The 20905-nt window shown below is 62.1% G+C and carries 22 protein-coding genes; 19 read left to right on the top strand and 3 right to left on the bottom strand.

Annotation, left to right across the window (positions count from 1 at the left end; all coding sequences use genetic code 11):
* From rplM to H5U38_04650, 7 genes are all read left to right on the top strand, one after another.
* Window positions 1-257 (top strand): 50S ribosomal protein L13 (gene rplM / locus H5U38_04680; protein ID MBC7186317.1); only part of this gene is annotated, 257 nt, incomplete at its 5' end.
* Window positions 258-287: 30 nt separating this feature from the next.
* A complete protein-coding gene (rpsI, locus tag H5U38_04675) occupies window positions 288-686 on the top strand; it encodes a 30S ribosomal protein S9 (GenBank protein ID MBC7186316.1) in 399 nt (132 codons plus the stop codon).
* Window positions 687-800: 114 nt separating this feature from the next.
* The gene (gene rpsB / locus H5U38_04670; GenBank protein ID MBC7186315.1) at window positions 801-1595 is read left to right on the top strand and encodes a 30S ribosomal protein S2; all 795 of its coding nucleotides are present in this window, start codon (window positions 801-803) and stop codon (window positions 1593-1595) included.
* 20 nt (window positions 1596-1615) lie between these two features.
* Window positions 1616-2209 (top strand): translation elongation factor Ts, encoded by a 594-nt coding sequence (gene tsf / locus H5U38_04665; protein MBC7186314.1) that lies wholly within the window; start codon window positions 1616-1618, stop codon window positions 2207-2209.
* Window positions 2210-2281: 72 nt separating this feature from the next.
* Complete coding sequence (locus H5U38_04660) at window positions 2282-3010, top strand: UMP kinase (GenBank protein MBC7186313.1); 729 nt, start codon at window positions 2282-2284, stop codon at window positions 3008-3010.
* Window positions 3003-3572: a ribosome recycling factor gene (frr, locus tag H5U38_04655; protein ID MBC7186312.1), complete on the top strand. Its 570-nt coding sequence runs from the start codon at window positions 3003-3005 to the stop codon at window positions 3570-3572. The genes H5U38_04660 and frr overlap by 8 nt, the downstream gene beginning before the upstream one ends.
* Window positions 3573-3673: 101 nt before the next feature.
* The gene (locus H5U38_04650) at window positions 3674-4732 is read left to right on the top strand and encodes a uroporphyrinogen-III decarboxylase-like protein (protein ID MBC7186311.1); all 1059 of its coding nucleotides are present in this window, start codon (window positions 3674-3676) and stop codon (window positions 4730-4732) included.
* A gap of 175 nt (window positions 4733-4907) precedes the next feature.
* Here H5U38_04650 and H5U38_04645 read toward each other — a convergent pair whose 3' ends face one another.
* The 3 genes from H5U38_04645 to H5U38_04635 form a co-directional block, all read right to left on the bottom strand.
* Window positions 4908-6866 (bottom strand): glycoside hydrolase family 127 protein, encoded by a 1959-nt coding sequence (locus H5U38_04645; protein ID MBC7186310.1) that lies wholly within the window; start codon window positions 6864-6866, stop codon window positions 4908-4910.
* Window positions 6867-6993: 127 nt separating this feature from the next.
* Window positions 6994-8475, bottom strand: coding sequence for a hypothetical protein (locus H5U38_04640; GenBank protein ID MBC7186309.1), 1482 nt, complete (start codon window positions 8473-8475; stop codon window positions 6994-6996).
* A 38-nt stretch (window positions 8476-8513) separates the two neighbouring features.
* Window positions 8514-9221 carry a 1-acyl-sn-glycerol-3-phosphate acyltransferase gene (locus H5U38_04635; protein MBC7186308.1) on the bottom strand — a complete coding sequence of 236 codons (708 nt, stop codon included), beginning with the start codon at window positions 9219-9221 and terminating at the stop codon, window positions 8514-8516.
* A 208-nt stretch (window positions 9222-9429) separates the two neighbouring features.
* Here H5U38_04635 and H5U38_04630 point away from each other — a divergent pair, with 208 nt between their 5' ends.
* From H5U38_04630 to H5U38_04575, 12 genes are all read left to right on the top strand, one after another.
* Window positions 9430-10521 carry a type 2 isopentenyl-diphosphate Delta-isomerase gene (locus H5U38_04630; protein ID MBC7186307.1) on the top strand — a complete coding sequence of 364 codons (1092 nt, stop codon included), beginning with the start codon at window positions 9430-9432 and terminating at the stop codon, window positions 10519-10521.
* Window positions 10522-10523: 2 nt separating this feature from the next.
* Window positions 10524-11501 (top strand): polyprenyl synthetase family protein, encoded by a 978-nt coding sequence (locus H5U38_04625; protein ID MBC7186306.1) that lies wholly within the window; start codon window positions 10524-10526, stop codon window positions 11499-11501.
* Between the two features lie 89 nt (window positions 11502-11590).
* The gene (locus H5U38_04620; GenBank protein MBC7186305.1) at window positions 11591-12286 is read left to right on the top strand and encodes a PTS sugar transporter subunit IIC; all 696 of its coding nucleotides are present in this window, start codon (window positions 11591-11593) and stop codon (window positions 12284-12286) included.
* 18 nt (window positions 12287-12304) lie between these two features.
* Window positions 12305-13054, top strand: coding sequence for a PTS system mannose/fructose/sorbose family transporter subunit IID (locus tag H5U38_04615; protein ID MBC7186304.1), 750 nt, complete (start codon window positions 12305-12307; stop codon window positions 13052-13054).
* Window positions 13055-13095: 41 nt separating this feature from the next.
* Entirely contained in the window at window positions 13096-13371 is a 276-nt protein-coding gene (locus H5U38_04610; protein MBC7186303.1) for an HPr family phosphocarrier protein, read from the top strand.
* Window positions 13372-13395: 24 nt separating this feature from the next.
* A complete protein-coding gene (ptsP, locus tag H5U38_04605) occupies window positions 13396-15171 on the top strand; it encodes a phosphoenolpyruvate--protein phosphotransferase (protein ID MBC7186302.1) in 1776 nt (591 codons plus the stop codon).
* A complete protein-coding gene (locus H5U38_04600) occupies window positions 15168-16226 on the top strand; it encodes a bifunctional phosphoglucose/phosphomannose isomerase (GenBank protein ID MBC7186301.1) in 1059 nt (352 codons plus the stop codon). The genes ptsP and H5U38_04600 overlap by 4 nt, the downstream gene beginning before the upstream one ends.
* Window positions 16227-16335: 109 nt before the next feature.
* Entirely contained in the window at window positions 16336-17475 is a 1140-nt protein-coding gene (locus tag H5U38_04595) for a methionine adenosyltransferase (GenBank protein MBC7186300.1), read from the top strand.
* A 20-nt stretch (window positions 17476-17495) separates the two neighbouring features.
* Complete coding sequence (locus H5U38_04590) at window positions 17496-18755, top strand: adenosylhomocysteinase (protein MBC7186299.1); 1260 nt, start codon at window positions 17496-17498, stop codon at window positions 18753-18755.
* Window positions 18752-19264, top strand: a complete 513-nt coding sequence (locus tag H5U38_04585) for a hypothetical protein (protein MBC7186298.1) — start codon at window positions 18752-18754, stop codon at window positions 19262-19264. The genes H5U38_04590 and H5U38_04585 overlap by 4 nt, the downstream gene beginning before the upstream one ends.
* Window positions 19265-19420: 156 nt before the next feature.
* Window positions 19421-20743: a P-loop NTPase gene (locus H5U38_04580; GenBank protein ID MBC7186297.1), complete on the top strand. Its 1323-nt coding sequence runs from the start codon at window positions 19421-19423 to the stop codon at window positions 20741-20743.
* Between the two features lie 54 nt (window positions 20744-20797).
* Window positions 20798-20905 (top strand): co-chaperone GroES (locus H5U38_04575; GenBank protein MBC7186296.1); only part of this gene is annotated, 108 nt, incomplete at its 3' end.

The raw sequence follows: 20905 nt of genomic DNA, 5'->3' as shown, positions 1-20905 counted from the left end.
CCGCACAGGTCAAGGTGACAGGCAAGAAGACCGAGCAGAAGCGCTACTACCGCTACACCGGCTATCCAGGCGGGCTGCGGGTTGAAGAGTATCGCAAGCTTATCCACGAGAAGCCGGAGCGGGTGTTGCGCCATGCGGTGTGGGGGATGTTGCCGCACAACAGTCTGGGCAGGAAGCTGCTCAAGAAGCTGAAAATCTACCCTGGGCCGGAGCATCCGCATCAGGCCCAGCAACCGGAACCGCTGCCGCTGAACTGAGCGGCGTGTACGCATTCGAGCTGAAGGGATATGGTAACCAAGACGGTACACTATTTGGCAGTTGGCAGACGCAAAGATGCGGTGGCGCGCGTGCGTCTGATGCCCGGTAAGGGGCAGATGATCGTCAACGGCAGGCCGCTCCTGGATTACTTCAAGCGCGAGACGCTGAAGATGATCATCGAGCAGCCCCTGCAGATTACCAACACCTTGGGCAAGTTCGACATCATCGCCCGCGTGGATGGCGGGGGACTTTCCGGCCAGGCCGGGGCGGTGCGCCTGGGGATTTCCCGCGCGCTGGTCAAGGCCGACGAGACGTTGCGGCCTACCTTGCGCAGCCAGGGCTTCCTGACGCGCGACCCGCGCATGGTGGAGCGCAAGAAGTACGGGCAGCCAGGCGCGCGCAAGCGCTTCCAGTTCTCCAAGCGATAACCATCTATCGATGGCATTACGCACACCTCTCTATGCCCTGAGGGGTGCCGCCCTGGGCGGTTCTTAGGGGCCAGAGGAGAGGTGGAGGTTGAACCCCAACATGAGGTGAAGTGCATGGCACAGGTGACTCTCCAAGACCTCCTGGTGGCCGGCTGTCATTTTGGCCACCTCACCCGCCGCTGGAACCCGAAGATGAAAAAGTTCATCTTTATGGAACGCAGCGGCATCCACATCATCGACCTGAAAAAGACCGAGGCCTGCCTGCGGCGCGCGTGCGAGGAGGTGGCGCGCATCGTGCGCGGCGGCGAAAAGATCCTCTTCGTGGGCACCAAGAAGCAGGCCAAGGACATCGTCCGCGCCGAGGCTGAGCGCTGCGGGCAGTTCTTCGTGACCGAACGCTGGCTGGGTGGCACGCTCACCAACTTTGTCACCATCAAGAAGAGCGCCAAGCGCCTCAAAGCCTTGGAGAAGATGGCCACCGACGGCACCTACGACCGCCTCTCCAAGAAAGAGATCCTCGCCCGCGAAAGGGAGCGCGAGAAGCTCCTCAAGGCCATTGGCGGCATCGCCGACATGACCAGGCTGCCAGGTGCGCTCTACGTGGTGGACACCAAGAAGGAAGCCATTGCGGTGGCGGAGGCAAACCGCCTGAATATCCCGGTGATCGCCATCGTCGACACCAATGCTGACCCGGATCCCATCGATTTTCCGATCCCGGCCAACGACGACGCGTTCAAGTCCATCAGCCTGATTACACGCGCCATTGCCGATGCCATTATCGAGGCGCAAGAAGGGACGGCGCTGGTGCCGCCCGCGCCAGAGGAGGAAGAGCAGGTGGGCGAGCCGCCAGTCCCTGAAGAAGACGTTGCCCCAGATGCCCCGGAATGGGAAGACCTGAGCAAGGAATAGGATAGGGAAGGAGCGAAGATATGGACGTACCGGCTGCGCAGGTAAAGGCTTTGCGCGAAAAGACTGGCGCCGGCTTTATGGATTGCAAGAAAGCTCTCGAAGAAACGCAAGGGGATGTGGACAAGGCGATAGAAGTACTGCGCAAGAAGGGCATCGCCACCGCCCAGAAAAAGGCGGGCCGCGAAGCACGCGAAGGAGTCATCGAGTCCTACATCCACCCCGGTAGCCGTTTGGGGGTAATGCTGGAGCTGAATTGCGAGACCGACTTTGTCGCCAAGACCGACCAGTTTAAGACCCTGGCACGGGACTTGGCCATGCAGGTGGCGGCAGCGAACCCCAGAGTGGTACGCCGCGAGGAGCTGCCGGCAGAGGTCATCGAGAAGGAGCTGGAGATCTACCGCACGCAGGCGCGCAACGAAGGCAAGCCGGAACAGGTGGTGGAACGCATCGCCCAGGGGAAGCTGGAGAAATTCTACCAGGAAGTCTGTCTGTTGGAGCAGAGTTTTATCAAAGATCCGAACAAGTCGGTCAATGACCTCATCACCGAATACATTGCCAAGTTGGGCGAGAACATTGTGGTCAGGCGGTTTGTCCGCTTCCAGCTTGGCGAATAGGAACGTTCGGTGCCGCTGGTTGAGCTGATGCCAGCGGCTTTTTCGTAGCGTAAAGCGCACCGAGGCAGATTCGTGCAACAACCCGTGTACAAGCGCATCCTGGTGAAGCTGAGCGGCGAGGCCCTCATGGGCCAGCAGGGCTTGGGCATCGATCCTGCGGTGGTCAGCACCGTGGCAGACGAAATCCGCGTGGTGCGAGAGCATGGCGTGCAGGTGGGCGTCGTGGTCGGCGGTGGCAACATCTTCCGCGGCCTGTCCGCCAGCGCACGCGGCATGGACCGCGTGACCGCCGACTACATGGGCATGTTGGCCACGGTGATCAATGCCCTGGCTCTGCAAGACTACCTGGAGCGCAAAGGGGTGCCCACCCGTGTGCTCACGGCCATCAAGATGGAGGCAGTGGCCGAGCCGTTCATCCGGCGTCGCGCCATCCGGCACTTGGAAAAGGGGCGTGTGGTCATCTTCGCAGCCGGCACGGGGAGCCCCTTCTTCACCACCGACACCACTGCCGCTCTTCGCGCCGTGGAGATCGACGCCGAAGTGATTCTCAAGGCCACGAAGGTGGATGGCGTCTATGACGCCGACCCGATGAAGCACCAGGACGCCACCATGTTCGATGCCATCAGCTACATGGATGTGGTGCGCAGGGGGCTCAAGGTGATGGATGCCACGGCGGTCACCTTGTGCATGGACAACAAACTGCCCATTATCGTCTTCAACCTCAACAAGCCTGGTAACCTCTTGCGCGTGGTATTGGGTGAAAAGGTTGGAACGAAAGTGAGTGGTGAGAGCAATGGCTGACAACAAACCGGAAACGATCCTCCAGGACGCCAAGCGGCGGATGCGCGCCAGCGTAGAAAACATCACTGCCGAGCTGGCCAAGATCCGCACGGGCAAGGCCTCAGCCGCTTTGCTGGATGCTGTGCGCGTGGAGTACTATGGGGCGCAGGTGCCCATCAAGCAGGTGGCCAACATCGGCGTGCCTGAGCCGCGCCTGATCACCATCCAGCCCTGGGACCGCACGGTCATCGGCGCCATCGAGAAGGCCATTCTGAAGGCCGACTTGGGGCTGAATCCCATCAACGACGGCCACCTCATTCGCTTGCCCATCCCGGAACTCACCGAGGAGCGGCGCAAGGAGCTGGTCAAGGTCTGCAAAAAGATCGCCGAAGAGGGGCGCATTGCCGTCCGCAACGTGCGCCGCGACGCCAACGACAAGCTCAAACTGGCCGAGAAGAACCACGAGATCTCCGAAGACGACTCGCACCGCTACCAAGAGAAGGTGCAGGAGTTGACCGACGAGATCATCAAGGAGATCGATCAGCTCCTCGAGAAGAAGGAAGCCGAGATCATGGAGGAGTAGCGGCGGGCGAGGCAAAACCCAGAGAGCTGTGGGCACGGCCGTCGGAGAACACCGACGGCCGTTTTGCCTGGAACCCTGCCGGACTTGCAGCAGAGGCGAACGTGCGTAAAGAGACCATGACACCGCGCGAGAGGTGGCTGGCCGTGCTCAGGCGGGAGAAGCCGGACCGCGTGCCCATGGACTATTGGGCCACGCCGGAGACGACGGAACAGCTGATGCGCCATCTGAGGTGCTCCAGCAAAGAGGAGCTCTTTGCGCGCTTGCACATCGATGCCCCCGTGCGCCTCACTCCCCGCTACGTCGGTCCCTCCTTGCCGCCAGACACGGACGTATTCGGCTGCCGCTTCCGCCAAGTGGATTATGGCAGTGGCACCTACAGCGAATGCATCTACCATCCACTGGCGGAGTTTCGCTCCGTGAGCGAGATCGAGCGCAACTACACCTGGCCGCGTGCCGACTGGTGGGACTATGCCGACGTCAAGAAGCAGGCCGAGGAGAACACCCGCTGGCCATTGGCTGGCGGCCTCTACGAGCCCTTCTTGACGTACAAGTACCTGCGCGGTGACGTGCAGGCCTTTATTGACCTGGTGGAAAACCCCGAGATGGTGCACTACTGCTTGGACCATCTGCTGGAGCTCTCCTACCAGGAGGCGCTGCGCATCTATGAGCAGGTGCCCGGCCAGGTGACCTACACCTACGTGGCCGAGGACATGGGCGGCCAAAACGACCTGCTCTTCTCCCCAGAGGTCATCCGCGAGTTTTTCCTCCCCAGAATGAAAAGGATGATCGACCTTGTCCACCAGGCGGGGGCGTTCGTTTTTCACCACAATGACGGGGCCATTCGGCGCATCATACCCGACATGATCGAGGCGGGGATCGACATCCTCAACCCGTTGCAGTGGCGCACCCCGGGCATGGAGCGCGAGGGACTGAAGCGCGACTTTGGCCAGAAGGTAGTGCTGCACGGCGGTGTTGACAACCAGCACACGCTGCCGTTTGGCACGGTGGAAGAGGTGCGCCAGGAGGTGATGGACAACCTGCGGATCTTAGGTGAAGGTGGCGGCTACATCTTGGCGCCGTGTCACAACATCCAGCCCATCACGCCGCCCGAGAACATCGTGGCGATGTACGAAGCTGGGTTGGAGCACGGCTGGCAGTGACGCTGCAGGCCACCAGCATCGCTGGCGCCCAGTGGGGCGCGAAATACCGCCCACCGATGCGAGCTGGTAGGCGCTGACAGCAAAAGAAACCCACGTTCCCCTCATCGTTTCGCCCCCCAGCTTTCTATGCGCTCGCGCTCTGCCGTGGACGTGCGGGTCCCTTGCTGCTTCCCGTCTACTCCGCCAGCTGCGGAAACTCCGTGATGCGGATGTTGGTGCAACCGTAGGGGATCAACGTCACTTCCTGCAGCGGCTGGTCGGAGTGCACCGGGCTCGGCGGGGTTTCACCTGCCCAGCCATGCTGCAGCTTCCAATTGGGAAGCAGGCTCCCTTTCGCCTTCGCCACCACGCCTGCTCCTTGTGGCGAAAAGGGCGGCGAGCCCACGGGCCGTTCTTCGAAGGAAAGGGACCGGTCCGGGCTGGCGGCATCTACGCGCAAGGCATAGTTCCACGGCGTGGTGGGGCGGACCTCCCAGTCGGCATGCGGCGGCTGGCGATGGGGCTTGTCTTGGTTCACCTGCCGCCACTCCTCGCCAATCAGCAGGGAGTACACCAGTGGCCCGCGCACGATGGCGACGGCGTCGTTGTAGCGCCGCTCCACGCGCGGCCGCATGGGGAGTTCCAGGGTCAGGCGTGTGGTCCCTCGCCATTCCCGTTCGATCTTGACAAAGCTCCCCGGCGGCAGGGGCGATGAGGCTCGCTTGGGCGCATCCACCTTTGCCCCGTCGGCCCACGCTGGGATGCGCAACCAGAGGGGGAAGCGTACCGGCTCTTGGCTCTCGACGATGAAGGAGAGTTGCTGCCGGAAGGGATAGTCGGTCTCCAAGGTCACCCTCACCGGCGTGCCTTTGATCTGTACGCTCACTGCGCTCGGCGCGTAGGCCACCGCGGCCAGTCCTTGGTCGGGCGTGCGCATCCACAGGTGGGCGGCGAACTTGGGCCACCCTTGATGCATGTTCGCCGTGCAGCAGCCAAAGTTGGGCTCCAGGCCGTAGATGTTCGACTCTGGCCCGTTGGTGGTCCAAAGATGCTCCTCGTTGATGGTGCATTGCACCTGGTTGACCTGCTGGTCGTACTGGTGGGCCCACATGTCCGGCGAAAAGGTGGCCGGCAGCGCGTTGAAGGCGATTCTTTCTAGGCGGTCGGCGAACGCCGGCTCCCCAAAGATGGAAAGCAGGTGCTCCAACGAATACATCATCTCCACCACGGCGCACAGCTCGGTGCCTTGCAAGGGGTTCTTGCCGGCCAGGCATTCGTCCCCGCTGAACATGCCGTTCACCTGCCCATGGTAGCGGTCCAGCAGGGCGATCATTTCCGCAGGGAAGCGCCTGTCCGCAGGCTCGCCGCTCAGTTGCCACCAGAGTGCCCCTGACTTGACGGCCATGGCGGTGTTTACCACGTGCTTGGTCCATTTCCACAGGCCGCGGCGCGGCGTGGGCACGGTCACGTCCTCCTGGCGGTAGAAGCTCGGGTAGTCGAACCCCTGCTCGTGGTGGAGGCGGGCAAGGTCAAGAAGCCACGCCTCGCCCGTGTGCCGATAGGCGTAGTAGATAGCGATGAGGTTTTCGAACCAGCGGAACTTGCCCCAATTGAACAGGGGGTAGCGGCGTAGGTGCTTGTCCATGGCTTTGAGGCAACGGAGCACTGCCTGCAGGGCACGGCCGTCACCAGTGAGCTCGTGGTACTGGACGAGCACCTTGTTCATGAGGAAGAAGGCCCAGATGTCGTACTGTTTGCTGGCGCCTTGCTCCGGGGGCACATAGGGGCCGTACCAGCCGTCCTCGCGTTGGCCGGCAAGGATCTGCTCGATGCGGGTGGTCGCTTTCTCCTTGAGAGCCGCGTCGTCCAGAAGCCACGCCAGAGGGATGAGGCCGTCCAGCCAGTACGGGGCCCGTTCCCAGCCCTCGGCGTCGCCACCGAACCACTTGCTGTGGGCCACGTCAGGCCAGAATTCGTCCAGATGGCCGGTCAGGCCATCGGCTTGGATGCGCAGCTGGGCGCGCAACCAACCCAGAGGGCGAACGGCCGACGCGGGCAGGGGTGTGAGGAGCGGTGGACGGAGGCCCTTACCTCGCGGTGCGCGCCAAGGAACGCGTGCCCGTGGCGCCGAAAAGCTCTCGCCCAGAGCCGGCATGAGCAGTGTTGCCAAGGTCCCTGCTCCCATGGAGCTCATGAAGCCGCGCCTGTTCACAAGCATTGCCGTCTTCCCTCCTTTCTCTGACCGTCAGGTTCGAACTCTTCGGCAATACTGGACCGTCCGGTCACTCCCCGGCGTAGTAGCGAATCATGCGGGCAATGGCCCGCTGGCAGACCTTGCAGAACTGGTCGTCTGGACTGGAAATCATCAGGCAGTAGACCATTGGCCGATAGAGGCCTTTGGAGGCGTAGCCTGCGCCTTCAAAAACGCCGACTTTGTCCCGGAGGTGGGCGTATTGCTTGCGCACCTCTTCTATCTGCGAGTCCAGGCGATTGGTGGTCTTGCGGTACTTTGCGCGGATCTTGTCCAGCTGTGCCTGGCTTGCCCCTGATTTGCTGGCGTGCTCCAGCTCCTGCGCCATGGCGCGGTTCGCCTTCTGCCTCTCCGCGTGCAAGCTGTCCAGGCGCTCTTTGCCCCAGTCCGTGGGGAGCGTCAGGCCAGGCGAAACCAGATCCTTCCACTTGAGGAGGTCTGGATTGAGGAAAGCGGTGATGTTCGGCTCCAGCGGTTCGACGCCTGGCGGGTAGAATTCGTTGTAAGCCACCTCGGAGGCGTAGTATTCGTCAGCAAGGCCGGCAAAGGAATGGCCCAGCTCGTGCAAAAAGACGCGCTTGCTGGCGGCGTTGTCCACCGTGGTGATGCAATAGTCGTTGTAGATGCCGCCCCCACCGTAGCGCCCGCTGTTGACGAGCACGACAATGGCGTCGTAGGGCACTTGGCTGGCGGTGGCGCGCAGCAGCCAGTTCTCCTCGGTGAGCATGTAGCGGTCCAGGTCGAAGGCGTTGAAGGAGGCGTTGAAGGCAGTTCGCTTGAAGGATGCTTGCCGGGGCTCATCCATCCCCGACTCTGGTGAAGGCTTGAACAGGCCGCGCACATTGATTCGGTCGCTGTGTTCGGCATAGGGCGGTGTGGCCAAGAGGTAGCCGACAAAGCGGTCCACGTCCTTCTTGAATTTATCGCCCTCGGCCGCCGTGTACCCCTCGGCAACAAATACAAAGTCCGCTGCGCCCTGGGGAGGGGCGACCACGTGGGCCTCGTAGACTTCCGCGTCGCCCGCGGGGCTTTCACGGATGATGTGGTAGTCATTGGGGTCAATGGAGGTCGTGAACAGGACATGGGGGATGTTCTTTTTGTCCCGCGCCTCGATGACCAGAAAAGCGGGGTACTTGGGATAAGGCACGCGCAGCGCCCGTTGAAAGACCCGCTTGCTGTGCTGTAAGGCAGGGGTGGTGGTCTTGTATTCGCCGAACATGCAGTCGAAGCCGCGCGAGTAGATGAGCCGATTGCTGGCCACGTCGTAAAGCTTCACCGTGTAGCGACCGTTGTTGAAGGGATCGAGGAGCTGGGTTCTGGTCTCCGGCCAGGTTGGCTCCTCGCACAGCCGGTGGAGAGTGATGAACTCTTCGTGCGCATCGCCCACCTGACAGAGCTCCACACGCAAAGCCTTGTCGACGAAGAATTGGTCGAATTCCGGCGGAGCCTGTCCGCTGCCCACCGAGACCACGATGAGAAGACTGCTCAGCACTGCGATCACTCGCCTGCGCATGGCCAGCTACTCCTTCGCTTTGTTAAGAACCTTCGGGGTCATTTGCTCGGCGTGTAGAAGGGCGCAGTAGGGACACTGAGGTAGAGCTCCCGGACGAGCTCGTGAAGACGCGTAGCGAACGGGGCCACCTCGGTTTCGGCGTAGCCATTGCCCTCGTAGTACTGGGGCAGGCCGATGGAGATGTGGCGCCGGAAAGGGTGAACGGCAATGGGAACCACCGGCAGGGACAGGCCCGTGCGGTCCCGATACATTTGGCAGAGGTGGACAAAGCCGAATTTGAATGGGTACATCATCGTGGCGGGATCCATGGGCAGAGCCGGGTCCTCGGGAAAGATGAGGATGTTCCTGCCGTGGAAAAGGAGCGAAAGGCTACGTCGGAATGCTGCCCCTGTCCAGGTGCTGTGCGTCTCCACAGCCACGCACCCCAGGTTGCGCAGAAGCGGCACGGTGATGGTGCTGATGAGCTTGGCAAGCAGGCGCCCCAAGTAGCCCTCCAGATGCAGGGTCGGCTGCACGAACTGCTGCAGGAGATAGCTCGGCGACCGGCGGCGATCCGTGAGGTCGGCAATCACCCAAGGGTGGAAACGCACAGGGAGAGAGAAGAAGAGCATGATGGGACCGGTGCTGCCCACATGGTTGGCCACCAGGAGCGCAGGCCCAGTAGTGGGCAAGTTAGACAGGCCTGCCACCTCATAACGAAAGAAGCAGCGCAGCAGGCGCAGAGCCTTGTAGAGGGCGTCGGACAATCAGCGTCCTTTCATTGGTGAATCGGTCGGCACTCCTCCATCGTCGCTTCCTCCTTGTGCTTGGCCGCCACGGGCCTGCATATGTTAAGAAAAAAAGCTGACAGGCGCAAGTAAATTCTGCGTGTCCAAGAGCCGCAGACAGGGAACTTTCCCTTGACAGGGAATCGGATTTTGCTTACCTTTGACCCATACCCGACGGGGCTATAAGATGGAGCAGAGGGACTTGACAGGGTCAGGCGACGAGAAGAGCCACACAAATGGCGGTGACCGTGTTGCGGCGCGCAAAGCGGACCACTTGGAGATCTGCCTGTCGCAGGACGTGAGCTTCCGGAGGCTCACCACGGGCTTTGAGCAGATGCAGCTCGTGCACTGTGCCCTGCCGGAGGTGGCCTTAGACAGGGTTGACACTGGCACGACTTTTCTCGGCAGGGCCCTCTCCATGCCGCTGATGATAACCGGCATGACCGGCGGCTTTGCCCAGGCAGAAGAAGTGAACACGCGTTTGGCGCAGGCCTGTCAGAGTCAGCGCGTGGCTCTTGGCTTGGGCAGCCAGCGGCAGCTCTTGGAGAATCAGCAGCACCTCCGCAGCTTCAGTGCGGTGCGGGAGCTGGCGCCGGATATTCCGTTGGTCGGCAACATCGGGGCGGCGCAGGTGGCGCAGAGGGGAGGACTTGGCGCCGTTGAGCGCATCCTGCGCATGGTGGAGGTGGATGCGTTGGCGGTCCACCTCAACCCATTGCACGAGGCGCTGCAACCAGAGGGAGACACCGATTTCGGCGGCGTGTTGGCCGCTTTGCAGCAGCTTGTGGAGGAACTGCCGGTGCCGGTCATTGTGAAAGAGACCGGCGCAGGCATCTCCAAGGAAGTGGCTCAGCGATTGGCAGACATCGGCGTCCGCTACATCGACGTGAGCGGGGCGGGCGGCACCTCATGGGCTGCCGTGGAGTATTACCGCGGCGCAGATCCACGTCTTGCGGAGAAATTCTGGGACTGGGGCATTCCCACCGCTTTGTGTTTGCAGGAGCTCCGTTCCATCCCAGGCCTGCATGTGCTTGCATCCGGCGGAGTGCGCGACGGCTTGGATGTGGCCAAGGCCCTTGTGCTTGGCGCGGAGATGGCGGGGGCTGCCGCACCTTTCCTGAAGGCTCTGTTCGCGCAGGAGGGGCCGACCGTCGAGGAACTCATCGCCCAATGGCGCGAAGAGCTCCGCCTGGCCATGTTCCTAACCGGGTGCGCCGAGGTTGAGCGGCTGCGCGAGGTGCGCTACTTCCTGAAAGGCCGATTCATGGAGGGCCGCTGAGGGTGGGAGTTCTTGAGGAAAAGGCGCGTGAGCTGCGCGCCTTGTTGGCAACGCCGTTGGCGGAGCTCTGTGCGGCGCAGGAACCGCGGCTTCTCTACGAGCCAATGCGCTATCTGATCGACAGCGGCGGGAAGAGGATTCGTCCGCTGTTGGTTTTTCTTTCTGCAGAGGCCGTAGGCGGCGAGGCCGCAGCGGCCGTGCCGGCGGCTGCAGCGGTGGAACTTCTCCACACTTTCACGCTGGTTCATGATGACATCATGGACCACGATGACACGCGGCGCGGTCGGCCCACCGTGCATGTCAAATGGGATGTGGGCACCGCCATTTTGGCTGGCGACGGTCTGGTGGCCCTCTCCTATCGCGCGCTGTTGAGCCAGCCCTCGCCGCGCTTGACAGAGATGGCGAGGGTGTTCACGCAGGGGATCATCGAGGTGTGCGAAGGCCAGGCTCTCGACAAGGAGTTTGAGTCACGCCCGCCGGTGAGCATGGCCGACTATCTGCTCATGGTGCGCAAAAAGACCGCCTGTCTGCTGGCCACCTCATGCGAACTGGGCGGTCTGGTCGGCGGCGGGAGCGCAGCAGAGGTGGCGGCGCTGCGCGCGTACGGCACTCATTTGGGCATTGCCTTTCAGGTGCAGGATGATCTGCTCGACCTTCTTTCGCCGGCGGCAGTGTCCGGAAAGCCGCGGGGGAGCGACCTGACGCAGGGGAAGAAGACCTTTCTGGTGGTGGCTGCCCAACCGCTTATGTCTCACGAACAGCGGGACTGGCTCATGGGTCACTTTGGGCGCTCCCTGACCACCGAGGAGTTGGACCAGGTGGAAGAGCTGTTCCGCGCGCTGGGCGTCATTGCGCAAGCGGAGGCAGTGGTCCGGGATGAGCTGCAGGCGGCGCGCGACGCGCTTTCGGTCTTGCGGCCCTGCCAAGCAGTGGACGCCCTCGTGGAGCTGAGCGAGCAGTTGGTGGCGCGGGTGGCATGAGGGGCTGCGCCCCGTGACCGCGACCTCGCGGTTTTGCGGTTGATTCTTAGGCAGGAATTGCATATAATTCAAGACGGTGTCTGCGGGCAATGGCACCTCCTTCGCAAGAAGTGCTGTTGATTTGCCTCATCGGAGGCGTGGTCGCCAGCGATACCACTGCTGCTTTCCAGGTGTTGATTTCGCATCCCTTAGTGGCATGTACGCTGGCTGGGCTTGTGCTTCACGACCTGCAGCTGGGGCTGACCGTGGGCATCCTGCTTGAGCTCCCGTGGCTGGCCGAAGTGCCGGTGGGCGGGGTGCGCATCAACGAGGGGAACGTGGGAGCCTTGGTGAGCGCAAGCGTTGCCATTTGGCTTAGCCGGGCGATCAATCGTCCCGAGGTGTTACTCTGTGCTGCCATCGCCTGGGGCGTGGTGGTAGCCTTTGTTGGTGGCTCGGTGGTTACCGGCTGCCGGCGCGCGAACGTCGCGCTTCTGCACCGTGCCGATGCGGCGGCAGCACGCGGCGATGCGGCTGGTGTGGCGGCCTGCCACGTGGCTGCTGTGGTGCTGTCCTTTGTGGCGGGTGCGGTCCTCACCGCAGTCGGAACCGTTATGGGCGTGTGGCTGCTTTCCAGGGTAGTGGCCATGGTGCCCCTCTCCTGGGAGGGTGCGTTTGGTTTCACGCGGGCGATTCTGATCGGTGCGGGGGTTGGCGCCGTGTCCATGCTGCTCCTCTCGCGGAGGAACCTGTGGGCAGCGGCTGCGGGTTTGGGAGTGGGTTTGCTCTTTCTTTGTTTGGCGTGAAAGTGCAAGGCAGTAGCCATGCGCGAGCTGGTGCGAAGAGGCGATCTCTGGCGTGTGTGGTGGCGCTCCTTTTTCATCCAGGGCTCGTGGAATTTCGAGCGCATGCTCGCCCTGGGTTTCTGCTTTGCGATGCTCCCCATTGCCAGGAGGGTTGCTCGCACGGAGGAGCAGCGCCGGGCCTTCCTTCAGCGCCACCTGCAGTTCTTCAACACCCATCCCTTTACCGCTTCGTGGGTGCTGGGCGCAGTGGCCAAACTGGAACAGCAGGCCGTGGCGCAGAATTGGACAGAGGATCGGCCCATAAGGCTCTTCAAGGAGCGGCTGTGCGGCCCCTTGGGCGCCATCGGCGACACGCTGTTCTGGTCCCGGGCCAAGCCCATGGCCGCCATGATCGGGGTCATTCTGGCGATGCACCTCGGCTGGTGGGGGGTGATAGCCTTTTTGCTGGCCTACAATGTGCCGCACCTATGGTTCCGCGCTCATGCTTTGTTTCAAGGCTTTCGCGAGGGGTTTGACGTTGTCAGGAGGATCTCGGTGCGCAGGTTTCAGCCGTATGGCGATCGCTTGGCGACTGCAGGAGCGGGGATTCTCGGCCTTCTGTTGGCGAGCAGTGGGAAATGGCTGGGGCCAGGCGCCTCGTCCCTAGCAGTGGGTGCGGGCTCAGCACTGCTTTCCTGTTTGGCCCTGCGCAGCGGTAGGTTCTCCGTGCCGGCAGTGGTACTCGCCCTCCTGGTGGCCGGGGTACTTGTGGGTGCGGCCATGGACTGAGCCATGGCCTGCGCAGCGAGCGACGTTTGGCACAACTGCCCATGATTGTCAAGCAGTTCACAATAAAAAACCAGTTGGGGCTGCACGCGCGGCCGGCGGCGCTGTTTGTCAAAACCGCAGGCAAGTTCAAGTCGCAGGTCTATGTGTCCAAGAACGAGGACGGCCGTGAGGTCAACGGCAAGAGCATCATGGGCGTAATGACCCTGGCGGCGGAGATGGGCAGCACCATCACGGTCCGGGTCGATGGAGTTGACGAGCAAGAAGCGATGGCCGCACTGGAGGAACTGATAACAGTGCGTACCTTCGATGAACAGTAGGTTCTCACGGGAGGGGTGCCGGGCGTGGAAGAAGTGGAGCAGTCAAAACAGGAGCAGACGCTCCAGGGCATCGCCGCCTCACCAGGCATTGCCATCGGCAAGGCTTTTGTCCTGGGGGGAGACGTGGTGCACATCTTTCCGCGCGATCTGTCCGAGGAGGAGGTGCCTGCCGAGATTGAGCGCTTCAAGCGGGCGGTGGAGCAGGCGCGACAAGAGCTGGAGCGCATCCGCCACGAGGTGGGCAGAGACTTGGGCGAGGAGAGCGCCAAGGTCTTTGAGGCTCACCAGTTGATGTTAGAGGACGAGGTAGTCATCGACGAGACTATCCGCCGTATTCGCAGCGAGCGCAAGAACGCCGACCTGATTTTCTACGAAGTGATGCGGGCGATGCAAACCTCGTTGGCGTCCGGCGGCGACGATTATCTGCGCGCCCGCGCCGCAGACGTGCGCGACGTGAAGCGCCGGGTCATCCGCCACATCCAGGGGCAGCGACCCGACCACCTGGCGCCGCTTGCCGAGCCGGCGATTGTTGTGGCCAGTGACCTTTCGCCGTCTGACACCGTTTCTTTGGACAAGGCGAAAGTGCTGGGATTCGCCACCGACCTGGGCGGGCGCACTTCCCATGCGGCAATTTTAGCGCGCTCCCTGGAACTGCCCTCAGTGGTTGGCCTGCGCAGGATCTCGGCGCTGGTGCAAACCGGTGACATGATGATCCTGGACGGTCTTCGCGGCACGGTGGTCATTCACCCATCACCGGCCGTGATTGAGGAGTATCGGCGTCGGCAGGCGGAGTTTGCGCAACTGCAGCAGCGCCTGGAAAGGCTGCGGGAGCTGCCGGCGCGCACCTTGGATGGCAAAGACGTCGAGCTTGCTGCCAACATCGAGTTCCCCGAGGAAATCGACTCCGTGGTGGCACATGGCGCGCAGGGGGTGGGCCTTTTCCGCACCGAGTACCTTTTCCTCTCCGGCAAGGGGCTGCCCACTGAGGAGGAGCAGTACCGTGCCTACCGCATGGTGGTGGAGGGGGTGGCGCCAAATCCTGTGGTCATTCGTACCTTTGACCTGGGCGGCGACAAGATCCCGGAGGAAGGGAACGGTCAACCGGAGGCAAACCCGTTTCTTGGACGGCGCGCCATTCGCATCTGCCTGGAGCATGGCGAGCTTTTCAAGACGCAATTGCGGGCCATCCTGCGCGCCAGTGCGCATGGGCAGGCGCGCCTGCTGCTGCCGATGATCTCCTCCCTGGATGAGCTGCTGCAGGCAAAGCGGGTGATCGCCGAGGTGAAGAAGGAACTCGATGAACAGGGCCTTGATTATGACCGTGACCTCGAGCTGGGCATCATGATCGAGGTGCCCTCCGCAGCGCTCACCGCCGACCAGCTGGCAGCAGAAGTGGATTTCCTGAGCATCGGCACCAACGACCTCATTCAGTACACCCTGGCGGTAGATCGGGGCAATCAGCGTGTGGCGCATCTGTTCGAGGCCTATCATCCTGCGGTGCTGCGCCTGATCAAACATGTCGTGGAGGCAGGTCACGAACGCGGCATCTGGGTGGGCATGTGCGGCGAAATGGCCAGTGACCCGCTGGCGACAATGCTCCTGGTGGGCCTGGACCTGGACGAGCTCAGCGTCAGCCCCGTAGACCTGCCCCGCGTCAAGGAGATCGTCCGCGCCATCTCCTACGAAGAGGCGCGGAAGGTGGCAGAGGAGGTGTTGCGCTTGCGCTCGGCTGCCGAGATAAAGGCGTACCTCCGGGGGGTGATGCAGAACAAGTTGCCGGACTTGCTGGAGGCGTCGTGAAGGACGAGAAGAGACGGAGCGGACTGGATTTCGCGCTGGACAGCGCAGGCATGCGGGACATCATCGGCGCTTTCCATAAGCAGCTTGCCGAGGGATATCGACTGGGGCAGAGCGTTGCAGTGCCAGCCGATTATTCTCGCGTGCAGGTGGTGGTGTTCTTGGGAATGGGTGGCTCAGCCATCGGTGGCGACCTTCTCCGTTGCTACCTGTCCGATGTGATCAAGGTTCCCATCCTCGTCAACCGTGACTATCGCAATCCGGCCTTTGTCGGCCGCGACTCCCTGGTGATTGCCTCCAGCTACTCCGGGAACACCGAGGAGACGCTGTCGGCTTACCACGAGGCTAAGGAACGTGGAGCAAAGCTCTTGTGCGTCACCTCCGGTGGTGAGCTCGCCCGCCGCGCCCAGGCAGACGGCGTGCCGCAGGTGACCATTCCCAAGGGCTATCCGCCCCGCACGGCTCTCGCCTATTTGAGTATGCCCCCGTTGGCGGTGCTCGAAGGACTCGGACTGGTTCCTCCACAGAAACAAGCCATCCAAGAGGCGACGGCGCTGTTGGCTTCTCTTTCTGCCGAATACCGTGAGCCTGAAAAGGGCAACGTGGCGCTCAACGTTGCTGGGCAGCTCAGGGGCAAGTTACCCGTGGTTTACACGGCGAACGGCTTTGAGGTTGTCGGCATGCGCTGGCGGGGACAGCTTTCCGAAAACAGCAAGGTGCTCGCCTACAGCAGCACCCTGCCGGAAATGAACCACAACGAGATTGTCGGCTGGGGGTTATTGGAGCCGGTGCAGCGGATGGTGCAGGTCGTGCTATTGCGTGACACCGAGGACCATCCGCGGGTGCAGGTGCGCATGGCGTTCATCAAGGAGTTCATCGCCCGCCACTCCAATGCACCGGTTGAGCTTTTTGCCAAGGGCAGCTCACGCTTGGCGCGCATGCTCTCGCTCATTCACCTTGGGGACTGGGTGAGCTACTACCTGGCGCTGTACCACGGCGTAGACCCCACCCCGGTCAAGAACATAGATCTGCTCAAGGAGCATCTGCGCAAGGTATAACCTTGCTGTCTGCATCTGAGGGGGATGCTGGTAATTCATGCGGTGAAAGCTGACCAACCAGAGAGGCACACGCCGCACAACATTTCACCTGCAAAGGGAGAGACACCCCATGGTCGATGGACTCTTTACCTCGGAATCGGTGACCGAGGGCCATCCAGACAAGATCGCCGATCAGATTTCCGACGCGGTTCTGGACGCGGTTTTCGAACAGGATCCTCTTGGTCGAGTTGCCTGCGAGACCTACGTCACCACCGGCCTTGCCTTGGTGGGAGGGGAGATTACCACGGACTGCTACGTGGACATCCCCACGCTGGTGCGCGAGACGATCCGCAAGATTGGCTACACCGACGCACGCTACGGCTTTGACCACGCCACCTGCGCCGTCATTACCACCATTGACCAGCAGTCGCCGGACATTGCGCTGGGCGTGGATCGCGCCGGAGCCGGCGACCAGGGGATGATGTTCGGCTTTGCCATCAACGAGACGCCGGAGCTCATGCCCCTGCCCATCATGCTCGCCCATAAGCTGACGCGCAGGCTGGCGGAGGTGCGCAAGACCGGCAAACTCCCCTACCTCCGCCCGGACGGCAAGTCGCAAGTCACGGTGCGTTATGCCAACGGCAAGCCGGCACGGGTGGAGGCAGTGGTCATCTCCGCGCAACACGAGCCGGATGTCTCCTACGAGCAGATTCGCGATGACATCATCGAGCACGTCATTTTGGCAACTATCCCGCCATCGCTGATTCAACCGGATGCCATCAGATACTATGTGAACCCGACCGGTCGCTTCGTGATCGGCGGCCCGCAGGGCGACACCGGCCTCACCGGCAGGAAGATCATCGTGGACACCTATGGCGGGTATGCGCGTCACGGGGGCGGCTGCTTTTCTGGGAAGGACCCCACCAAGGTCGACCGCTCTGCTTCCTACGCCGCGCGTTACGTGGCCAAGAACATCGTCGCCGCAGGTCTGGCGGACAAGTGCGAGCTGCAGGTGGCCTACGCCATCGGCGTGGCGGAGCCGGTTTCGATTAGCGTCGACACCTTCGGCACAGGCAAGGTCCCTGACTCCCGCATCGTGGAGCTGGTGCGCAAGCACTTTGACCTGACTCCTGGCGGCATTATCGAGATGTTGGACCTGCGCCGGCCGATCTACAAAGCCACAGCAGCGTACGGGCACTTTGGACGCACTGAGAAGGAGTTCACCTGGGAGCGCACCGACAAGGCCAAGGACCTGGCCAAGGACGCGTGAGGAACGGACGGAGGAAAAAGGTGGAATACGACGTCAAAGACTTGAGTCTGGCGGACGAGGGCGTTCGGCGCATCGCCTGGGCGGACAACGACATGCCGGTGCTGCGGCTGATCCGCGAACGGTTTGCCAAGGAGAAGCCGCTGCAAGGTAAGCGGCTTTCGGCATGTCTCCATGTCACTGCCGAGACAGCGAATCTCATGCGCACTCTCCAGGCAGGCGGCGCGGAAGTGGTGCTGTGTGCCTCCAATCCTCTGTCCACCCAGGACGATGTAGCGGCTGCCCTGGTGAGCAGCTACGGCATCCCGACCTTTGCCATCAAAGGCGAAGACAACGAGACCTACTACCGCCACATCCGCGCGGCCATTGCGCACCAGCCGGTCATCACCATGGATGATGGGGCCGATTTGGTTTCCACCATCCATTTCGATTACCCGGACCTGTGGCCACAGGTCATGGGGAGCATGGAAGAGACCACCACAGGGGTGATCCGTCTGCGGGCCATGGAGCGCGACGGTGCACTCAAGTTCCCGGTCATCGCCGTCAATGATGCCATGACCAAGAACCTGTTCGACAACCGTTACGGCACCGGACAGTCCACGGTGGATGGCCTGATCAGGGCAACCGACGTTTTGCTCGCCGGAAAGACGGTGGTCGTGGCCGGCTATGGCTGGTGCGGCAAGGGGTTCTCGGCACGCTGCAAGGGAATGGGTGCCAACGTCATTATCACCGAGGTGGACCCCATTCGCGCCTTGGAGGCGGCCATGGATGGGTTCCGCGTCATGCCCATGGCAGAGGCCGCCAAGATCGGCGACCTCTTCTGCACGGTCACCGGCGACATCAACGTCATCCGTCCCGAGCACTTTGCCGTGATGAAGGACGGCGCCATCGTGGCCAACTCCGGGCACTTCAACGTGGAAATCGACATCCCTGGCCTGGAGGCGATGGCCGTGGAGTGTCGCAAAGGGGTGCGCCGGTTTGTGGATCAGTACGTGCTGGCAGACGGTCGGCGCATCAATTTGGTCGCAGAGGGACGCCTGGTGAACTTGGCCGCAGCGGAAGGGCATCCCGCCTCGGTCATGGACATGAGCTTTGCCACGCAGGCACTGGCCGCCGAGTGGGTCGTGCAGAAAGCCGGTAGCCTGGAGGTGAAGGTGCACCGCGTGCCGCCGGAAATCGAGGACTGGATCGCCCGGCTGAAGCTGCAGACCATGGGCATCACCATCGACGAGCTCACCGAAGAGCAGCGCCAGTATCTGGCCTCTTGGGAGATGGGAACATGAGTAGTGCAGGCGCAGTCCGCAGGGGGAAGGTCTTGCTGCTTCTTTGTGTGCTTTGTTTGCTGTGGGCAATGCCGTGGGGCTGCAGCCGCAAGAGCGAAGAGCGTGGCCAGGTGGCGCCTCAGGAGACTGCTACCTTCAAGGGCGACTACGCCGCCCTTTTCCGGCAGATTGGCGAGTTGCAGGAGCGGGTGCGCGCTAACCCTGCTGACCCGGAGCTGCGCCGTGATTTGGTGGCAGCCGCGGTGGATACGGTGGAGAGGCGGCTCTGGGTGGCGGGACGTGGGCTGATTCCCAGCGGGGCGGCGAGCCGGCCGGTGGCCCTGCAGGCGGCCGAGCGCGCTGCTCTGACCGATGCTTACCGCTGGGTCGCCTTGCTTTTGAAGTGGAAGCAGGACTACCGCACGCCCGATTTCGGCTCCGTAGAGGCAGCCGTGCCCGCAGTGCAGATTGTGCACCGCGACACTTCAGACAACGAGGTGCGACTGCTGGTGGAGGCTCCCCTGCCTTGACGAACTTTCTAATTGCAAATGAACGCGCTTTTTGCTACCTTTGGCTGTCCCGCTAATGGGTGTACTGGAATCGAATTCGTCCACATGTTGAGTGGAGCCGATGGAGCTGCCGGTCGACATGGAAAGGTCGCGTAGGGTGAAATGAACACGCTGCCGATGCAGAGCAAACGTCGCTCCTTGGGTTCACTGGTGGCGAATATCTTCGTCAAGACCACTGACAGCCAGTATGGGCCGTTCAGCAAGCACGAATTGCGCGAGATGGCCAAAACCGGCAAATTCACCGCCAGTGACCTGGTGTGGCATCCTGAGCTTGAGGAATGGGTGGAAGCTGCCAAGCTGGAGGAGCTCCGTGAGATCTTCCCGGAGGCAGAGCCAGCTGCACGCCAGCGACGGGTAATCGCCGTGGGCAGTGGCAAAGGCGGCGTGGGCAAGACGGTAGTGACAGCGTCCCTGGGCGTGGGCCTGGCGGCCCTTGACTACCGCGTGGTGATGGTGGACGCCGACTTGGGTGGGGCAAACCTCCATACCTGCATGGGGATCATCGAGCCGCAGTACACCTTTTATGACTTTTACACGCTGCGCCGGGAAAGGTTGGAAGACATCATTCTTGACACGCCTGTCGAAAACCTGCAGATGATAAGCGGCGCCTGTGGCACCCTCGGCCTGGCTAACCCCCGCTACTGGCAGAAACTGAAGTTCATCAACCAACTGCGCGGCATCAACGCCGATTTCATCCTGTTGGACCTCGGCGCTGGCTCCAGTTACAACGTCATCGACTTTTTCTTGGCGAGTGACGAGGGCATCGTCGTCACCATACCGGACCCCATGGCGGTGCAGGAGTGCTTCAACTTCATCAAGGTGTGTCTCCTGCGCAAGCTTCACTTGACCTTCCGCAACGATGCGGAGGTGCTCAAACTTTTGGAGCAGCACCAGCTCACTGAGGCTGGGCTTATGCGCACGCCGATGGAGGAGCTTCTCAGGCAGGTGCAGCAATTAGATGCGGCGGCTGGCGCCAAGTTCGAGTCGGTGTTAGAGGGTTTCCGTCCGCGGCTGCTGCTGAACATGGTCTATGAGCACGACGAGGTGCGCGACGGGCTGGCCATCAAGACTGCGGCAGCTGAGCTTCTCTCCATTGACGTGGACTATTTGGGCTACATCGAATACGACGAGAGCGTCCGCGAGTCCTCGAAGCGCCTGCGGCCGTTCATCCTCAACAATCCGCGCTCCAAGGCGTCGCGCAGCTTTGCCAAGATTATCTCCCTTAAGATCCTGGGCAAGCAGGGGTGGGAAGGCAGACGCATCGGCCGGCGCATTCGCAAGGAGGCCAAAGAGAGCGCACAGGAGTACCCGCAGCAGGCCCTGGAGGCATCCGAGACCATTTGCTCGGTGCGCTGCTTCTACTGGGGCGACTGCGAGTATCAGAACGGTGGGCACCCCTGCAGCGTGCGCCAGCTGGAACCTCTGTTCCGCCATCGTTGAAGTGAACTGGCCTGCTGTGGCGGGGCGGCAGAAGCCCCAAGTGGAGGAAGCCTGATGAAGATCCAACCCATAGGCGACAAGATTCTCGTGCAAAGACTGGAGGAGCCGGCACAGCGCGGCCCCATCGTGGTACCAGACACGGCCAAGGAACGCCCGCAGCGC

Source organism: Calditrichota bacterium (genome assembly GCA_014359355.1).
Lineage (GTDB): Bacteria > Zhuqueibacterota > Zhuqueibacteria > JANLFK01 > Oleimicrobiaceae > Oleimicrobium.
Note: the sequence above shows the minus strand (reverse complement) of the source record. Positions and strands in the feature narration are given on the sequence as shown.

What these genes read in the sequence shown, in the direction of transcription:
- rpsI (MBC7186316.1), top strand. Translation starts at nt 288, where the DNA reads ATGGTAACCAAGACGGTACACTATTTGGCAGTTGGCAGACGCAAAGAT.
- rpsB (MBC7186315.1), top strand. Translation starts at nt 801, where the DNA reads ATGGCACAGGTGACTCTCCAAGACCTCCTGGTGGCCGGCTGTCATTTT.
- tsf (MBC7186314.1), top strand. Translation starts at nt 1,616, where the DNA reads ATGGACGTACCGGCTGCGCAGGTAAAGGCTTTGCGCGAAAAGACTGGC.
- frr (MBC7186312.1), top strand. Translation starts at nt 3,003, where the DNA reads ATGGCTGACAACAAACCGGAAACGATCCTCCAGGACGCCAAGCGGCGG.
- H5U38_04645 (MBC7186310.1), bottom strand. Translation starts at nt 6,866, where the DNA reads ATGCCGGCTCTGGGCGAGAGCTTTTCGGCGCCACGGGCACGCGTTCCT.
- H5U38_04640 (MBC7186309.1), bottom strand. Translation starts at nt 8,475, where the DNA reads ATGCGCAGGCGAGTGATCGCAGTGCTGAGCAGTCTTCTCATCGTGGTC.
- H5U38_04630 (MBC7186307.1), top strand. Translation starts at nt 9,430, where the DNA reads ATGGAGCAGAGGGACTTGACAGGGTCAGGCGACGAGAAGAGCCACACA.
- H5U38_04620 (MBC7186305.1), top strand. Translation starts at nt 11,591, where the DNA reads ATGGCACCTCCTTCGCAAGAAGTGCTGTTGATTTGCCTCATCGGAGGC.
- H5U38_04615 (MBC7186304.1), top strand. Translation starts at nt 12,305, where the DNA reads ATGCGCGAGCTGGTGCGAAGAGGCGATCTCTGGCGTGTGTGGTGGCGC.
- H5U38_04610 (MBC7186303.1), top strand. Translation starts at nt 13,096, where the DNA reads ATGATTGTCAAGCAGTTCACAATAAAAAACCAGTTGGGGCTGCACGCG.
- H5U38_04595 (MBC7186300.1), top strand. Translation starts at nt 16,336, where the DNA reads ATGGTCGATGGACTCTTTACCTCGGAATCGGTGACCGAGGGCCATCCA.
- H5U38_04585 (MBC7186298.1), top strand. Translation starts at nt 18,752, where the DNA reads ATGAGTAGTGCAGGCGCAGTCCGCAGGGGGAAGGTCTTGCTGCTTCTT.
- H5U38_04580 (MBC7186297.1), top strand. Translation starts at nt 19,421, where the DNA reads ATGCAGAGCAAACGTCGCTCCTTGGGTTCACTGGTGGCGAATATCTTC.